Source organism: Hyphobacterium sp. (assembly GCF_965217055.1).
Taxonomy (GTDB): Bacteria; Pseudomonadota; Alphaproteobacteria; order Caulobacterales; family Maricaulaceae; genus Hyphobacterium.
In genome coordinates, this window is record NZ_OZ244227.1 from 1,282,906 (window position 1) to 1,296,594 (window position 13,689).

Here is a 13,689-nt window from a genome sequence, read left to right on the forward strand (position 1 = left end):
GCCAGGTAACCTTGGGGAGAGGTATGGACGCCTTTTTCGAACTGGCCACAACGGTCAGCGATTTTCTTTGGGGCGGGAATTGGGGCGACAATCGCATCCTGCCCGTCGGCATCATCACCATCGCCCTTCTGGGCACCGGCCTGATCTTCATGTTGATCCTCGGCGGCCGGCCGCTGCGGCGGCTGTTTCCGGCCTTCGGTGAGCTCTGGAGCGGCCGCAAGGGCACGGGCGAAGGCGAAATCTCGCCCTGGAATGCCTTGTCGACCGCGCTTTCCGGACAGGTCGGCACCGGCAATCTCGCCGGCGTCGCGACCGCGATCACGCTCGGCGGTCCGGGCGCCATCTTCTGGATGTGGGTCACCGCGCTGTTCGGCATGGCCGCGGCCTACGCCGAATCGAGCCTCGCCGTGCGCTACCGGGAGAAGCACCCGGACGGGCACTTCCACGGCGGGCCGATGTATTACATCAAGAACGGGCTGGGCAAGGGCTGGACCTGGCTCGCCATATTGTTCTGCCTCGGCTGTATCCTTTCGGCGGTCGCCACGGGCGGCGCCATCCAGGCGAACTCGGTGACGCAATCGGCAGTCGAGGCCGGCACCACGCTGGGTCTCGACGTTCCGAACTGGGCCGTCGGCCTGGTACTCGCCGCACTGGTCTTCGTCGTGATCATTGGCGGCATCAAGTCGATCGGCAATGTCGCCGGCAAGATCATCCCGTTCATGGCGGGGGCCTATATTCTCGCCGCGCTCTACGTGCTGGTGACCCATGCCGGACACATTCCGGATGCCTTCATGCTGATCATCGGAGGCGCGTTCGGCTGGGAGCAGGCCGGCGGCGGCCTCGCCGGTTATGGCGTGCTCGCGGCCGTCCGGGCCGGTGTGGCCCGCGGCCTGTTCTCCAATGAGGCCGGCCAGGGCTCGGCCCCGATCGCGCACGCTGCAGCGCAGACCAAGAACCCGGTCAAGCAGGGCGAGATCGCCATGCTCGGCGTGTTCATCGACACGATGATCATCTGCACCATGACGGCGCTGGTCATCCTGGTCGTCGAAGGCGCCTATCCGTCAGCCGGCGGCACGGTCGCCTACGCCTGGCAGTCTGCGGACCTCGAAGCGTCAGCCATTACCACGGCGGCGTATTCCGAGGGCATGATCGGCGGCGCCTGGGTGGTGTTGGCGGCGCAGGCGCTCTTTGCCTTCACCACGATTATTGGCTGGTCGTATTATGCCGAGCAATGCGCGACGTTCGTGGTCGGCGACTGGGCGGCGAAGCCGTTCCGCTTCCTGTGGGTGGGCGTTGCTTTCGGCGGAACGCTGATCACCAATGTGGCCGGCCTCTGGCGCTTCGGCGACATCGCCAACGCTACCATGCTGCTGCCCAATGTGGTGGCGCTGCTGCTCCTGTCAGGCGCGGTCGTGGCCTATACGCGCCGCTTCGACAAGACCGGCGAATTGCCACCGAACTGGGCAGGCGATGTCTGGGGAACCGAACCGCCCGCGCCGGGCGAGCCGGATCCGTCAGATCCGGCGGATCCCAGCCATCCGGCCAGCTAGGTCCGGTTGAAACGATCAAGGCCCTGCCATCCGGCGGGGCCTTTTTCTATGCGGTATCCATAGCCTCGAGCGCGGCCTCGACATGGGCGTTGAACCGCCCCCAGCGCTTGTAGGCGAGGGCATCCTCGGAGGCCGCGCGCCAGCTCGCGGCAAAGGCCGCGCGATCTGCCGGTTCTGCCAGCGCCTCGGCCAGCGGGTCGAGGCAAATGCGGATGCAGAACAGCACGGCATTCGTGGCTTCCAGCCGAACCAGGGTCTGACGCTCGACGCGCAAGACCAGTTCCTCGATGGCGCGTTCGCGCGGCAGGTGGTCGAGCCGGTCGCGCATCGCGCTGCCATGCGGCCACCAGCGTTCCGCGCCGAGCTGGACCGTCCAGTTGAAGCGTTCGAACACTTCGCCGGCCGGCATGCGGTCGAAGACGCGGGCAATCTTCCCGGCGAGGCCCGGCGATCCGCCCGGGACCGGGACATGCAGCTGATGCAGTTCGCGATCGAAACTGGCGTCGAGCGAGAAAAACGTCGGCTGGGTGAGGAGCAGGCTCGTCGCTATCCAGCCTTCGCCGCGATTCTCCATGACAACGAGATCGTCGGACACGAGGCGGCCGGCCGCGACAAGGCCGGGTTCATCGCGATCAGAGCGACGCTGACCGGTCGCCGCCTCGATGCGCGACAGGGCTTCAGCTTCGGCCGGCGCGGCATCGGTACGGGCGCGATAGTATTTGTCCGGCTCGGCATCGAGCCGTTGGTTCTTCAATGGCAGCCAGTGCGTTTCCGGGTCCGGAACGAGCCATTGACCCGGATCGATACGCCGCAAACCGACCTGAAACCGGGGCGGTCCATCGTGAAACGGCTTGTAAGGCGGACGGGTCACGCGCGGCGAAGTCCCAGCAAAGCAACGAGACCGAAGCCGAGCGCAATCCCCACAGCGTCCGCCACGAGGTCAGCGATGGACGTCGTGCGCTGCAGGATCGGCGAGCCCTGGATCAGCTCGATCAGCGTACCGTGTGCCACCAGGCCCAGGCCGATGAACCAGAGCGGCAGGCCGCGCCATCCAAAGGCCGCGAGCAGGCCCAACACGGCGAAAGCGGCGGCGTGCTCGATCTTGTCGGTGCCGAGCAGGCGTGGCGGCGCAGCCAGTCCCGGCAATAGCGCAATCACCGAGATCGCGGCTAATGCGAGCCAGAACATGCCCTTGGCAACTTGCCGCAGCGCGAGGCTCTTTCTAGGGTCCGCAAAACCTGACGACGAGCGAGGGGCCATGTCCGCAACTGTCCTTGATATCGAATCCTTGTCAAAGCCGCGCTTTGACTGGACGCCAGAAGAGGCTTTCCGGGTCTATCGCGCACCATTTAACGATTTGCTGTTCGCTTCGCAAAGCGTGCACCGCCAGCACCATGCGGCGAACGCGGTGCAGAAATCCCAGCTCCTGTCGATCAAGACCGGCGGTTGTGCCGAGGATTGCGGCTATTGCAGCCAGTCAGCCTTCCACGAGACCGGATTGAAGGCCTCCAAGCTGATGCCGGTGGCAGACGTGCTCGACAAGGCGCGCAAGGCGAAAGCCGGCGGCGCGACGCGGTTTTGCATGGGCGCGGCCTGGCGTTCCTTGAAGGATCGCGATGTCGACGCGGTCTGCGAAATGATCGAGGGCGTGAAGTCCGAAGGGCTCGAAACCTGCGTGACGCTGGGCATGCTGGAAGACGGCCAGGCCGAGCGGCTGAAGGCTGCAGGGCTGGATTATTACAACCACAATCTGGATACGAGCCGCGAATACTACAATTCGGTGATCACGACGCGGACCTATGAGGACCGGCTGGACACGCTCGCCAGGGTCCGCGGCGCCGGCCTGCACATCTGCTGTGGCGGGATTCTCGGCATGGGCGAGAGCGAGGATGACAGGATCGGCCTGCTGGTCGAGCTGGCGCGCTTGTCGCCGCATCCCGAAAGCGTGCCGATCAATCATCTCGTCGCGGTCGAGGGCACACCGCTGGGGCATGCCCAGCCGCTGGACGGCTTCGATTTCGTGCGCGCCATTGCGGCGGCGCGGCTGATGATGCCGCGCTCCGTGGTCCGTTTATCGGCGGGGCGCGAAGGGATGAGCCGCGAATTGCAGGCGCTGTGCTTCCTCGCCGGGGCAAACTCGATCTTTGTCGGCGAGGAATTGCTGACCACGCCCAATCCGGACCTGGAACAGGACGGTGCGTTGATGCGTGATCTCGGGCTGGAACCGATGGCGGCCCCTTCGGCACCGGCGGAGTAGTTGTGCGTGGTTCGAGGCTGGCCTCCGGCCAGCACCTCACCATGAGGCAGGATTAAAGTCGGGAGAATGAGTCACCTCATCCTGAGGTGCGAGCGAAGCGAGCCTCGAAGGACGGGGTGACAACGCTAGCCCAGCCCCGCCAATTCGCGCAGATATTCCCAGGTGAACAGGCCGGAATCATGGCCGTCGTCGAACACGATCTGGACGGCGTAGCGGCCCACCGGATTGGCGGCGACAATGCCGACATCCTGCTTGCCCATAACGATCTTCTTCTGGGCCGGGGAATGCCCCTGCACTTCCGCGCTGGGCGATTCGGTGCGCAAGGTCTCGAACGCGATATCTCCGGTCTGACCATCGTCAAAGGCGATCGTCAGCATCTTGCGGGATTTCGAGAATTCGAGTCGTGTCGGCCAGGCCCGGCTCATCGCGTTTCCGCGTCGGTCAGTTCGCGTGCTTCTTCCGGCAACATGATGGGCACACCCTCGCGCACCGGATAGGCCAGGCCGGCCTGTTTCGAGACCAGTTCATTGGCGTCGCGATCATAATGCAGCTCGCCACGCGTCACCGGACACACCAGAACCTCGAGCAGTTTCGGATCGACGTCCTTGGGCAGAGTTTTCTCGGTATCGGTCATGCCGCCTATTTAAGGCCGCATGTGCGCCGCGGCTAGGGGTTTCCGGCACCCAGATCCGCAAGGTCCGGGTCATAGTCGATAAGGTCGCCGGGCCGGCAGTCGAGCACCAGGCACAATTTGGCGAGTGTATCGAAGCGGACGCCCTTGACCTTGCCATTGCGCAAGAGGCTCAGCTGGGTTTCGGACAGGCCGATCTTCTCGGCGAGGTCTCGCGCGCGCACCTTGCGGCGGGCGAGCATGACATCGAGGGACATGACGACCGGCATCAGACGAAGCCGTCCAGCTCGGCGCGAATGCGCTGCCCGCGACGGGCAATCAGCAAGAGGACCAAGCCTGCAAAGGCAAGTACGAGGTTGGCGAGGCTGACATCGAGGCGCGCGCCGGTCATGGACGTGAATCCATTGCCCAACAGGTGCCGGATGGCCGGCTCGGCAATCATCGCCACCCAGGCGCCGAGCATCAGGCCTGCGCCCATGCGCATCAGCGCCCGGACCAAGGCGGGCTGGAATTCGCCCTTGCGTGTTCCGGCGTCAAACACGGTAGCCCCGGACCAGAACGCCCAGAGATAAAGCGCCGGGGCGAGCAGGCCGAGCCAATCCGTACCGCTCGACGGCGCCGGATAAAGGCCTGATTGCTTTAATAGCAGGAGAAGTGCCGCCAACAGGATGGAAGCGCGCATCAGCCGCGCCATTGTGGGCCGCAACAGATCAGGCATGACATTACCTTTCAGGTCAATCTTTTGTCCTGAAACGCTAATTATTTTATGTTTTACTTAAAGTCAATAATTTCGCTGGTGACTAGTTCCCGGTGCCGCCCGCGCCATCCGCGAGCTTGCGCTCCAGCAGGCCGGTCATCAGATCGTAGCGCAGGCGGATATCGTCCGCTTCCAGCAGGGCCTGTTTTTCCTTGGCGGCAAACGGCGCCACCATTGCCATCTGGTCGACGACGCGGACGATCGGCGCGGCCTCGACGGTCGACCAGTCGCACTTGATCCCTTCATTGGCGAACCAGCCTCGCAAGAGCGCGGTGAAGCGCTCGCGATCGGCATTGATCAGGGCTTCCGGTGCGCGGCGGTCGGCCTCGAACACCGACCAGTCGACGGCAGCGGTGCGGTAAGGCGTCTTCTCGTCGAGTTCCTGCCGGATCTCGAAACGCGATACGCCCTGCAATGCAGTCAGATAACGACCGTCGTCGGTTTCTGCGTGCTCGGTGATCAGGCCCGCGCTGCCGACGGCTTCGAGGGCCGGCCGGGCGGGCGTGCCGCCATCGCGGGTCTGGACGATGCCGATCATCTTGTGGCCGGCCAATGCGTCGTCAATCATGTTGAGGTAGCGCGGCTCAAACACGTTCAGCGGCAGAACCTCGCCGGGGAGGAGGATCGCACCGCCGAGCGGGAAGAGCGGCAGGGTGTCGGGCAATGTCGTCATCTATCATGACCTAGGCTGCCGACACGGGCCCGCCAAGGGCCGATTACGCAAACAGCATGGCCGACAGGCGCCGGCGACCCGTTTTCGCGACGTCGGAGGCAAAACCTGCGGCTTCGAAAATCTCGAGCAGGCGGGCCTTGGCCTTGCCGTCTTCCCAGTCCTGGTCGGATTCCAGGATGGCAAATAGCTGGTCGCTGGCACCCAGCAGATCATTGCGGCCGACGAGCGCATTGGCGAGCTCGAAGCGGGCTTCGAAATCCTGCGGGTTGGCGGCGACTTTCTGTTCCAGCTCGGACGCTTCACCGGCATCGCCAGCTTCGTCCTTCAGTTTCAGCGCGGTCAGCACAGCCTGAACGGACGGATCGTCTTTCTTGTCCTCGGGAATATGTTCAAGCACTTCACGTGCCTTTTCCGGCTCGCCGCCGGCAATGAAGACCCGCGCCATGCCGGCAATCGGGGCGGGGTTTTCCGGATCCGACTGCGCCGCAAGCGAGAAGTCCTGCGCGGCACCGCCAAGATCGCCGGAATCGAGGCTTTCCTCGGCGCGCTTGAGCATGGCGTCGATCTCGGCCTTGTCGGGACCGTCGCCGGTGAGCCGCTTGATGAAGTCACTGATCTGGCTTTCCGGCAAAGCGCCCATGAAGCCGTCGACCGGCTGACCGTCCTTGAAGGCAAACACGGCCGGGATGGACTGCACCCGCAATTGCTGGGCGATGCCCGGGTTTTCGTCGATATTGACCTTGACCAGGCGGACCTTGCCGCCGGCCTTGCGCACGGCGTTCTCGATGGCCGGGCCGAGCTGGCGGCACGGGCCGCACCAGGGCGCCCAGAAATCGACAATGACCGGCACCTCTTTCGAGGGCTCGATGACGTCGGCCATGAAGTTCTGATCGGTGCTGTCTTTCACGATATCGGCGCCGTCGGCCTGCGGGGCGGACGGCTGGGCGTTGGGATCGGTCGTGAAGAACTGGCTCATATCGGCTTTCCTGTCGTTTCCTGCCCTACTTGGAGCGCCAGGGCCGAGTTGACAAGATCAACCGGCTGCAGCCAGTGCGGCAAAGTCGGCAATCAGCGGCTCGTGGCCGGTCGCCCGGGCAAAGGCCAGCAAATCGTCGGGCGAGATGGCGGTGGTTGCGTCATTGCGCAGCGGATGGAAATTCACCGGGTCATGATCGAGCAGCGCCTTTTCGATCACGAAGCAGACGGATCCCGACCTATCGTTCATCAGCGCAAAGGCGGTGACCGAGCCGGGGCGCACACCCAGCGCGCTCCACAAATCTTCCTCCTTTGCAAAGGACAGGCGCTGGCAGCCGGCCAGGCGGTGCAGGCGGTTGACTGGAACGGCGCTGTCGCCGAGCGCGGAAACGAGCACCAACCGTCCCTTCTTGTCCTTCAGGAACAGATTCTTGGTGTGTCCGCCGGGCAAGCCGGCCTTGATCGCTTCGCCCTCGGCCACGGTAAAGACCGGTTCATGGTCGAGCGTTGAATGGGCGATGCCCAGTTCATCAAGGTATCGGAACAGATCTTCACGGGTGGCTGGCATGGGTCCGGCTTATGCGGCATTAGAGGCGCAGATCAAGAGGCCTTCGAAGGGGAATTCGCGCCATGACCGAGCCGGTCTGTTTCTTTGCCTTCCGCAGTCCGTATTCGCGGCTCGGTCTTCACAAGCTGCAGCGTGCCGGAATCGTCGCGCGCCTGTTTCCCTTTACCGGCCCCCCGGATGGGGTGCCGTTTTTCAATCCGACCGATTCGAAGCCCAAGCTGGACTATTATCTGGAGGACATTCCGCGCATGACGGCGCGCATGGATCTGCCGCTCGGCTTTCCCGAACCGTTCGAGATCCGGGGTGATCTGCCGCAACGCGCCTTTCACTGGGCAGATCGGCAGGGTCAGGGCTTCGCGTTCGCACTCGCGGCCTCGGATGCGCGCTGGGGCGAGGGCCGGGATCTCGCCGATCCTTCGGTTCTGACGGAGATCGCTGCAGGCCTCGGCCTTGATCTGCCCGGCGTCGATACGCTGAAGGGCGATCCGGAGCTTGAAACCGACATGGAAACGGCGCGGGCATTCGTTGCAGATTATGGCGTGTTCGGTGTGCCCTTCCTGGTGGCCGGCGGCGCGAAATACTGGGGCCAGGACCGGTTCGACCTGTATCTGGAGACGTTAACCCGCTAGCTGAATCTTGCGGCTTGCCAAGGCCGCGGGATTGGGCGATATACCCCGCCTCCCGGCGCAAGCCGGATACCCCATGTTGAGCGGGCGTAGCTCAGGGGTAGAGCGTCACCTTGCCAAGGTGAATGTCGTGAGTTCGAATCTCATCGCCCGCTCCATTCTTTTCTGGACATCGCATGGCATCCCGGCGTTACGCCGACCGTGTCTCGCGCCGGCCTTCGGCAATAATCCACGCGATCAGGGCTGTGGCGCCATTGGCAGCAAAGTCATGTCAGGTCGGGTCAGATTGTAGTCCTGCTCGAAGGCTGGAATCAGCGCGCAACCGGCTTCGGCATCGCCCTGGTAAATGGCCGCGACGATCGCCTGCATGCGCCGAATGGCATTCGTCAGCTCTGCCTGGCTCATCTGGTCTGCCTGGTAGCGCTCGCCAAGAAGAATGCCGTAGCCGGTGACCAACCCCATGGCGCGCGGCGGCCCATTCCCGTCCCGGCGGCAATATTCGATCGGCATGTCGTTTGGTTCGGGCGTCACGGCGGCGGATCCTTCGCCGGATCCGACGAAGACCAGCTGCGGCACGGCGTATTCGACGGCCGGATTCCCGGTGCCGACAAACACCAGTTCCGGGACGGCGTACTCGACATCGGATGCGCCGATTCCCACGAATATCAGATCCGGCACCTCGTAAACGATACCGGCATCGCCAACGCCGATAAAGACCAGGTTCGGAACCGCGTATTGAACGTCCGGCGAGCCCACACCGACAAAAGCCAACTCCGGGACGGCATATTCGATATCGGCGCTATCGAAGCCGACGAATACGAGTTCTGGCACAGTGAACTCGACGCTCGAAGCGCCCATGCCGATGAAGACGAGCTCCGGAACGGGATATTCGACGACATTTTCTCCTGCTCCCACGAAAACAAGCGCCGGGACATCATATTCGATGTCTGACTCGCCAATCCCCACGAAGACCAGGTCCGGAACGGCATATTCGATGTCGCCGTCCCCGATGCCCGCGAACACGAGTTGCGGCACTGCGAACTCGACGGCACCGTCGCCGACGCTGGCAAATGTCAGTTGCGGCACGCCGTACTCGACTTGCGGGTCGCCGGTGCCGGCAAAGACCAATGGCGGCACATCGAAATCCACCGGTGCCGTCTGAGCATGCGCCGCGCCCGTCAGCCAAGCGATCAAGACTGCCATCAACGCAGCGCGAAGCGCGCGGTATTTAAAGGGAGCGCGAACGGGAAACTCGCCTATCGCCTAGTACTCGCCGACATGCTCGTAGGATCCATCGCCATTGACGTGGAAATATTGCACGGCGCCATTCGGATCCTGATGCGAGGACATCCACATACCCGGCCCTCCTTGATGCTGGATGTTGCAGGTCCAATCCTCGACGCTGTCCAGGAGCGAAGCGTCATTGACCGGAATTTCGATCGTGACGGTGCCGGAATAGGCCCGATCGGCATCGAGCGGTATGTCGGCATATCCGGACAGGACGCCGTAACCGCTACTGTTGCGCAGATAGCAATAAGTCCGGACCGCAGGAACGTCCGGATGGACGTCCGAGACCTCCACCGGCACCGTGAAAACATGGGTCGGGCCGGCTTGCGCCGACGCTGCGCCGGCGCCGATCAGTCCGGCGGCGGCCAGGCTGCAAATGCCAAGGCATGATCTGATTTTCATCGCAAACTCCCCTGCTGGTTGATTTCGAGACTACCGGATACACCCAGCAGCAGCAATTCGCGTGCGTGAACCTGCCGATGGCTGCGGTGTCCGGGCGGTCATCACTCGCCCTGGCTGCGCCATCCAGAGCGCGGAGCGGCCGCTAGGGCGTTTCGGTGCGGGCTGAGGGCCCACGCATTCCATCAATCTGGTGCTTCGGATCGGCGCTCACATCGAAAACACCCGGAATTCCGTGTGTTTGAACATCGAGCCGCAATCCAGACAGGGGCATCTGGAGTCAAGCCGACGGAATGCAGTGATTTCATTTAAAACAAAAAGGCGCTAGCGTCTGTTCCAGAGGGGACGGTCATGCGCTTCTATATCGCGATACTTCTGCTTTACCCGTTTTTTCTTGCACCTGCGTTCGCCCAACCGTCGGATTCGGTGCCTGTCTTTGCATCGATTCCCGACGCCAACGCGATGCGGCAATCGTTCAGTCGTGAAATGGCCGAGGCGAATGCGGGTGTCCGCGAGGCCAGCGCAAACCTGGCCGAAGCGCGGCGCGAGCTGGCTGCAGCGACAACCGCCATAGACGAGGCCGGCGATGCCATAGCCGCCCAATACACCGAGATCGGCCGTCTGGTCGCAAGTCTCGGCGGACGTTTCCCGGATGAAGTCGCGGCTCTGAACGCAGCGCGCGAGGCCATGGTCGAATCGCCTTCGCGGCGTTCGCAAGCCCGGATTGATACCGCTCAAGCTGCATTGGCCCGCGCGGTTGCCGGCACACCGGAAGGACAGTCTCTGGCCCAGGCCCGCGCGCGCCTACCGCAATTGGTCTCGGCGCTCGAGGCGGCGCGCGAACGCCAGGAGATGGCGGCAGAGCTGGCCGTACAACATCTGCTGGTGCTGACCTCATTCCAGATCAGCCGGGAGGCTGTCCGCGAACGCGTGACGGAATTGTTTGAAAGCTGGGCGCCGGCACATGTGGTTCGCGTCACGGTGCGAGGCGGCGGCGAGACCTATCATGAAGAAACCTGGACGGATCCCGATGAATCCGAGCTGATCGAGCTCTTGCGCCTGGCCGATTACATCGAGTCCGATCTCGAGCAGCTACTTGCGCGACGGGAGGAACGTGTCGAGCAGTTCATCTTTGAAACCCAGATCGCCATGGAATATGCCGACGTCCGGCTGGAGGAGTATATCAACTGGGTCGGCGGCAATAATCCGCCCGGCAATTGGGCGACTTTCGAGTCATTGCTGGACAGTACAACCGAGATCGTCGGGCTCGGGCGCTCGGGCGGCGCGCTGGTAACCGGCGGAGGCGGCACCTGGCGGCGCATCCTGCTCGAGATCGGTGATCGTGGCGTCACGATCGGCCGCGACGTTGCTTCGGGCCTGCCACCCGCCCTGAGCGTGGCCATCGAGCTGATCAGCCAGTTACACGCCACAGCCAATCGCGAGGCCGCGTGGGATGTCCTGCGTCTGCCGCATAACGACGCAGCTGTCGACGGCCGTCATCTGGAGACTGAGGCCGAATGGCAACGCCTCGAAGCCATCAATACGGCACAGCTCCGGGCGGTGCTCGAGCGAATGCGCGCGCAACTCGGTTCCGACATGCTGGACGAATCCTATGCCAGCCGTCTGGGCGGCGTCTATCAGCCGCGCGGGCTTGCTGTCTCGATGAGCTATGCCGTCTACCGTGGCACGCCGCCCCGGCTCAATATCGGCTCCCAGGACTTGCAGCATGTGAATCGCGCCGATTGGGCGTTTTTCGAAATCGGTCTCGATGGCACGGCGAAGAGCGTTCTGAAATCGACGGTCGAAGTCGCTCTGTCGCGCATCAATCGCGCCGCCCAGCAATTCGCCGACGATATTGCAGCCGCAATCAGCGGAACGGCGCCCGCGCGGGCGGCTCAACGCGCTGCGCTCAGGCCCTGGCATCAAGTCGTGCTGACCGAACTGGCTCTCGATTACGTGCAGGCCCAGATTGTGGCTTCGGTTCAGCGTGACATCGAGTTTGCGCGCGTTGCGCGTTGGGCCCGCTATCTCGAAGCCGATATGGAACGCCTGCTATCGTTAACCCTGTTACAGAATGAAGGGCGCATCCGCCGTTTTGAACAGCGATTGCTCGAGTTGATCCGCGAGACCCAGGAAGAGATCAGGGTTGAAATCGAGAACCAGCAAAGCAGCCGCACTCACGGTGTCCGGCTTGAGCGCGCCCTTCCGGAGGAATTCGAGATCGAAGTCGAGTTCAGCCACGCCGTGACCGTGCAATCGGTGCGTATCGGCGATCTGGAACTGGAGACGCAAGATCACAATTTCGGATTCAGCTGGAGCGGCCGCGGACGACGCGATGATATCGGCGAAGATTCCATTGCCGGCGGTTTCGTGACCCTGGAACTGGCCGGGTACCGGTCTCCCGACGAAGCGGACCTCATTGACGGCGATTCCGCCTCTGTTGCCTCGCTGAATACGGTGACCGGCGCGATCGACGGATATGAACAATCGGCGTTCCGGACGAATTTGCGAATGGAGCCGCCGCAATGGGAGGCGGCCTACGGCATTGTCCTGGATACCTCGGGCTCCATGGATGGCGGAAGGCTGGCGAGCGCGCAGCAAGCCCTCGTCGACATGTTCGAGTTCGGATTGCTGAATGAGCGGACCACCGCGTCGGTTACAACATTCAGAGGCTGTTCTCTGTCGGGCTCGGATTATACCAATGATTTTGCTGCCTTAAGCACCCACATCCGGTCACGGACTGCGGGCGGAGACACACCGCTGGCGTCTGCGATCCGCACAACGGCTCGAAATCTGGTGCTCAATGCCGACGCCGAACGGCGCTATCTGATCGTGATGTCGGATGGCGAGGAGAGCTGCAACGGTTCGGTTTCCCGGGCGATGCGGTATGCGCGCGACCTGTTGAGCGGCGCGGAGGAGTTCTGATGACCGGTCCGGCCCGCCTGCTCGCGCTCCTATTTGCCCTGATCATGTCGTCCGGCAGCCTGGTGGCTCAGGAAACCGCCGGTAGCGAGGATTCCCCGGATGCCTCTCCGCCGGTCGACATCGGCATTCCGTTCGTCGTCGACATCGGCACCAAGCACGGCTTTCGCTTTGAACTGAACGTCGAAGCGCCCGGCCTCTACGAATTCACCGTCCGTCATGTCGAGGAAGATATCGCGTGGACGGTCAATGATGTGAACCTGCCGCAGTCGCGTATTCACCTGGCGGCCGGAACCCACAGCGTTTCGCTGGTCGGAATTCCGTTGGAGAACGGACCGCCGCCGGTCGCGACGGTTTTCCTCGCGCCGCCGATCGGCGCGTCGGAGCCAAACGATTTCCCCGCCGAGGCGTCACCCATTGACGGCAACACTGCGCGGGTCTTTCTCGCGCCGGCCGGCGATTGGGACTGGCTGGAGTGGGCCGCGCCGGAACCGGGGCGGATCATCATATTCAACGCCAGCACAGGCGATCGTGCGGAGATAGCGCTGGATATCGGCATGGATGGCCCTGATGGCCTGGTCGCGATGCCGCCGCCCGAGGATACGGCGCATGACACTTACGGTCCCTGGCGTGTCGACGCTGCGGGTCCCGTCCGGTTTCGAATCGCCGCGCCTGACGGCGAGGATTTCGTCGCGGTTGATCTCGAATTCTTGTTCGCGCCGGATACCGCTGCCAGCGATGATCCGGTTCAGATCCATGTGGTCGGGATCGAGCTCGACCCGGCCGTCGAGGATCGGCTGGACGCCATCGTCGCGTCGGGTGGCGGTCGCTTTGTCAATGTATCCGAAGCCGGTCTGCTCGCAGAGGAGCTTACAGCCATCAGCTCCGCCATCGAGGACGATCTGGATATTGCACCACAGCGCGGTGGTTCCGCATGGCTCTGGCCAGCGGTGTTGCTCTTGTTGCTGATCGGCGGAGCCGTCATCCTTCTGCGGATGCGCCGCAGCAAGGCGAAAAAATTGTAGGACATGTCCTTTTGAAAGG

16 protein-coding genes and 1 tRNA gene are annotated in these 13,689 nt (G+C 63.2%); 6 read left to right on the forward strand and 11 right to left on the reverse strand.

What is annotated here, in order from left to right:
• The first annotated feature begins 23 nt into the window (after positions 1 to 23).
• Positions 24 to 1,550 carry an alanine/glycine:cation symporter family protein gene (locus tag ACOOFN_RS06435; RefSeq protein ID WP_420434839.1) on the forward strand — a complete coding sequence of 509 codons (1,527 nt, stop codon included), beginning with the start codon at positions 24 to 26 and terminating at the stop codon, positions 1,548 to 1,550.
• Between the two features lie 46 nt (positions 1,551 to 1,596).
• On the opposite strand, the gene ACOOFN_RS06440 is transcribed toward ACOOFN_RS06435, so the two are convergent.
• Both ACOOFN_RS06440 and ACOOFN_RS06445 read right to left on the reverse strand, forming a co-directional pair.
• The gene (locus ACOOFN_RS06440) at positions 1,597 to 2,421 is read right to left on the reverse strand and encodes a heme-dependent oxidative N-demethylase subunit alpha family protein (protein WP_420434841.1); all 825 of its coding nucleotides are present in this window, start codon (positions 2,419 to 2,421) and stop codon (positions 1,597 to 1,599) included.
• A complete protein-coding gene (locus ACOOFN_RS06445; RefSeq protein WP_420434843.1) occupies positions 2,418 to 2,810 on the reverse strand; it encodes a teicoplanin resistance protein VanZ in 393 nt (130 codons plus the stop codon). Before ACOOFN_RS06445 ends, ACOOFN_RS06440 begins: the two co-directional genes overlap by 4 nt.
• On the opposite strand from ACOOFN_RS06445, the gene bioB reads away from it, so the two are divergent.
• Complete coding sequence (gene bioB, locus ACOOFN_RS06450) at positions 2,809 to 3,807, forward strand: biotin synthase BioB (protein WP_420434845.1); 999 nt, start codon at positions 2,809 to 2,811, stop codon at positions 3,805 to 3,807. The genes ACOOFN_RS06445 and bioB overlap by 2 nt on opposite strands.
• A gap of 125 nt (positions 3,808 to 3,932) precedes the next feature.
• Here the strand turns inward: bioB and ACOOFN_RS06455 are convergent, their stop codons facing one another.
• The 7 genes from ACOOFN_RS06455 to ACOOFN_RS06485 all read right to left on the reverse strand — a co-directional run bounded on the left by ACOOFN_RS06455 (position 3,933) and on the right by ACOOFN_RS06485 (position 7,411).
• Positions 3,933 to 4,232: a gamma-butyrobetaine hydroxylase-like domain-containing protein gene (locus ACOOFN_RS06455; protein WP_420434847.1), complete on the reverse strand. Its 300-nt coding sequence runs from the start codon at positions 4,230 to 4,232 to the stop codon at positions 3,933 to 3,935.
• Positions 4,229 to 4,441, reverse strand: a complete 213-nt coding sequence (locus tag ACOOFN_RS06460) for a Trm112 family protein (protein ID WP_420434849.1) — start codon at positions 4,439 to 4,441, stop codon at positions 4,229 to 4,231. The genes ACOOFN_RS06455 and ACOOFN_RS06460 overlap by 4 nt, the downstream gene beginning before the upstream one ends.
• Positions 4,442 to 4,473: 32 nt before the next feature.
• Complete coding sequence (locus ACOOFN_RS06465; RefSeq protein ID WP_420434851.1) at positions 4,474 to 4,707, reverse strand: helix-turn-helix domain-containing protein; 234 nt, start codon at positions 4,705 to 4,707, stop codon at positions 4,474 to 4,476.
• Complete coding sequence (locus tag ACOOFN_RS06470; RefSeq protein ID WP_420434853.1) at positions 4,707 to 5,156, reverse strand: hypothetical protein; 450 nt, start codon at positions 5,154 to 5,156, stop codon at positions 4,707 to 4,709. The genes ACOOFN_RS06465 and ACOOFN_RS06470 overlap by 1 nt, the downstream gene beginning before the upstream one ends.
• An 82-nt stretch (positions 5,157 to 5,238) precedes the next feature.
• A complete protein-coding gene (locus tag ACOOFN_RS06475; protein ID WP_420434855.1) occupies positions 5,239 to 5,868 on the reverse strand; it encodes an LON peptidase substrate-binding domain-containing protein in 630 nt (209 codons plus the stop codon).
• Between the two features lie 43 nt (positions 5,869 to 5,911).
• Complete coding sequence (gene trxA / locus ACOOFN_RS06480) at positions 5,912 to 6,844, reverse strand: thioredoxin (protein ID WP_420434857.1); 933 nt, start codon at positions 6,842 to 6,844, stop codon at positions 5,912 to 5,914.
• A gap of 57 nt (positions 6,845 to 6,901) precedes the next feature.
• Positions 6,902 to 7,411 (reverse strand): prolyl-tRNA synthetase associated domain-containing protein, encoded by a 510-nt coding sequence (locus ACOOFN_RS06485; RefSeq protein ID WP_420434859.1) that lies wholly within the window; start codon positions 7,409 to 7,411, stop codon positions 6,902 to 6,904.
• A 62-nt stretch (positions 7,412 to 7,473) separates the two neighbouring features.
• Here ACOOFN_RS06485 and ACOOFN_RS06490 point away from each other — a divergent pair, with 62 nt between their 5' ends.
• Both ACOOFN_RS06490 and ACOOFN_RS06495 read left to right on the forward strand, forming a co-directional pair.
• Positions 7,474 to 8,040 (forward strand): 2-hydroxychromene-2-carboxylate isomerase, encoded by a 567-nt coding sequence (locus ACOOFN_RS06490; protein ID WP_420434861.1) that lies wholly within the window; start codon positions 7,474 to 7,476, stop codon positions 8,038 to 8,040.
• 80 nt (positions 8,041 to 8,120) lie between these two features.
• Positions 8,121 to 8,195, forward strand: a tRNA-Gly gene (locus ACOOFN_RS06495).
• Positions 8,196 to 8,274: 79 nt separating this feature from the next.
• Here ACOOFN_RS06495 and ACOOFN_RS06500 read toward each other — a convergent pair.
• Positions 8,275 to 9,240: a hypothetical protein gene (locus ACOOFN_RS06500; RefSeq protein ID WP_420434863.1), complete on the reverse strand. Its 966-nt coding sequence runs from the start codon at positions 9,238 to 9,240 to the stop codon at positions 8,275 to 8,277.
• A gap of 60 nt (positions 9,241 to 9,300) precedes the next feature.
• The gene (locus ACOOFN_RS06505) at positions 9,301 to 9,726 is read right to left on the reverse strand and encodes a hypothetical protein (protein ID WP_420434865.1); all 426 of its coding nucleotides are present in this window, start codon (positions 9,724 to 9,726) and stop codon (positions 9,301 to 9,303) included.
• A 348-nt stretch (positions 9,727 to 10,074) separates the two neighbouring features.
• Between ACOOFN_RS06505 and ACOOFN_RS06510 the strand changes: the two genes are divergently transcribed.
• Together ACOOFN_RS06510 and ACOOFN_RS06515 are read left to right on the forward strand one after the other, a co-directional pair.
• Positions 10,075 to 12,648 carry a vWA domain-containing protein gene (locus ACOOFN_RS06510; RefSeq protein ID WP_420434867.1) on the forward strand — a complete coding sequence of 858 codons (2,574 nt, stop codon included), beginning with the start codon at positions 10,075 to 10,077 and terminating at the stop codon, positions 12,646 to 12,648.
• A complete protein-coding gene (locus ACOOFN_RS06515; RefSeq protein WP_420434869.1) occupies positions 12,648 to 13,670 on the forward strand; it encodes a hypothetical protein in 1,023 nt (340 codons plus the stop codon). Before ACOOFN_RS06510 ends, ACOOFN_RS06515 begins: the two co-directional genes overlap by 1 nt.
• Positions 13,671 to 13,689 lie beyond the last annotated feature (19 nt).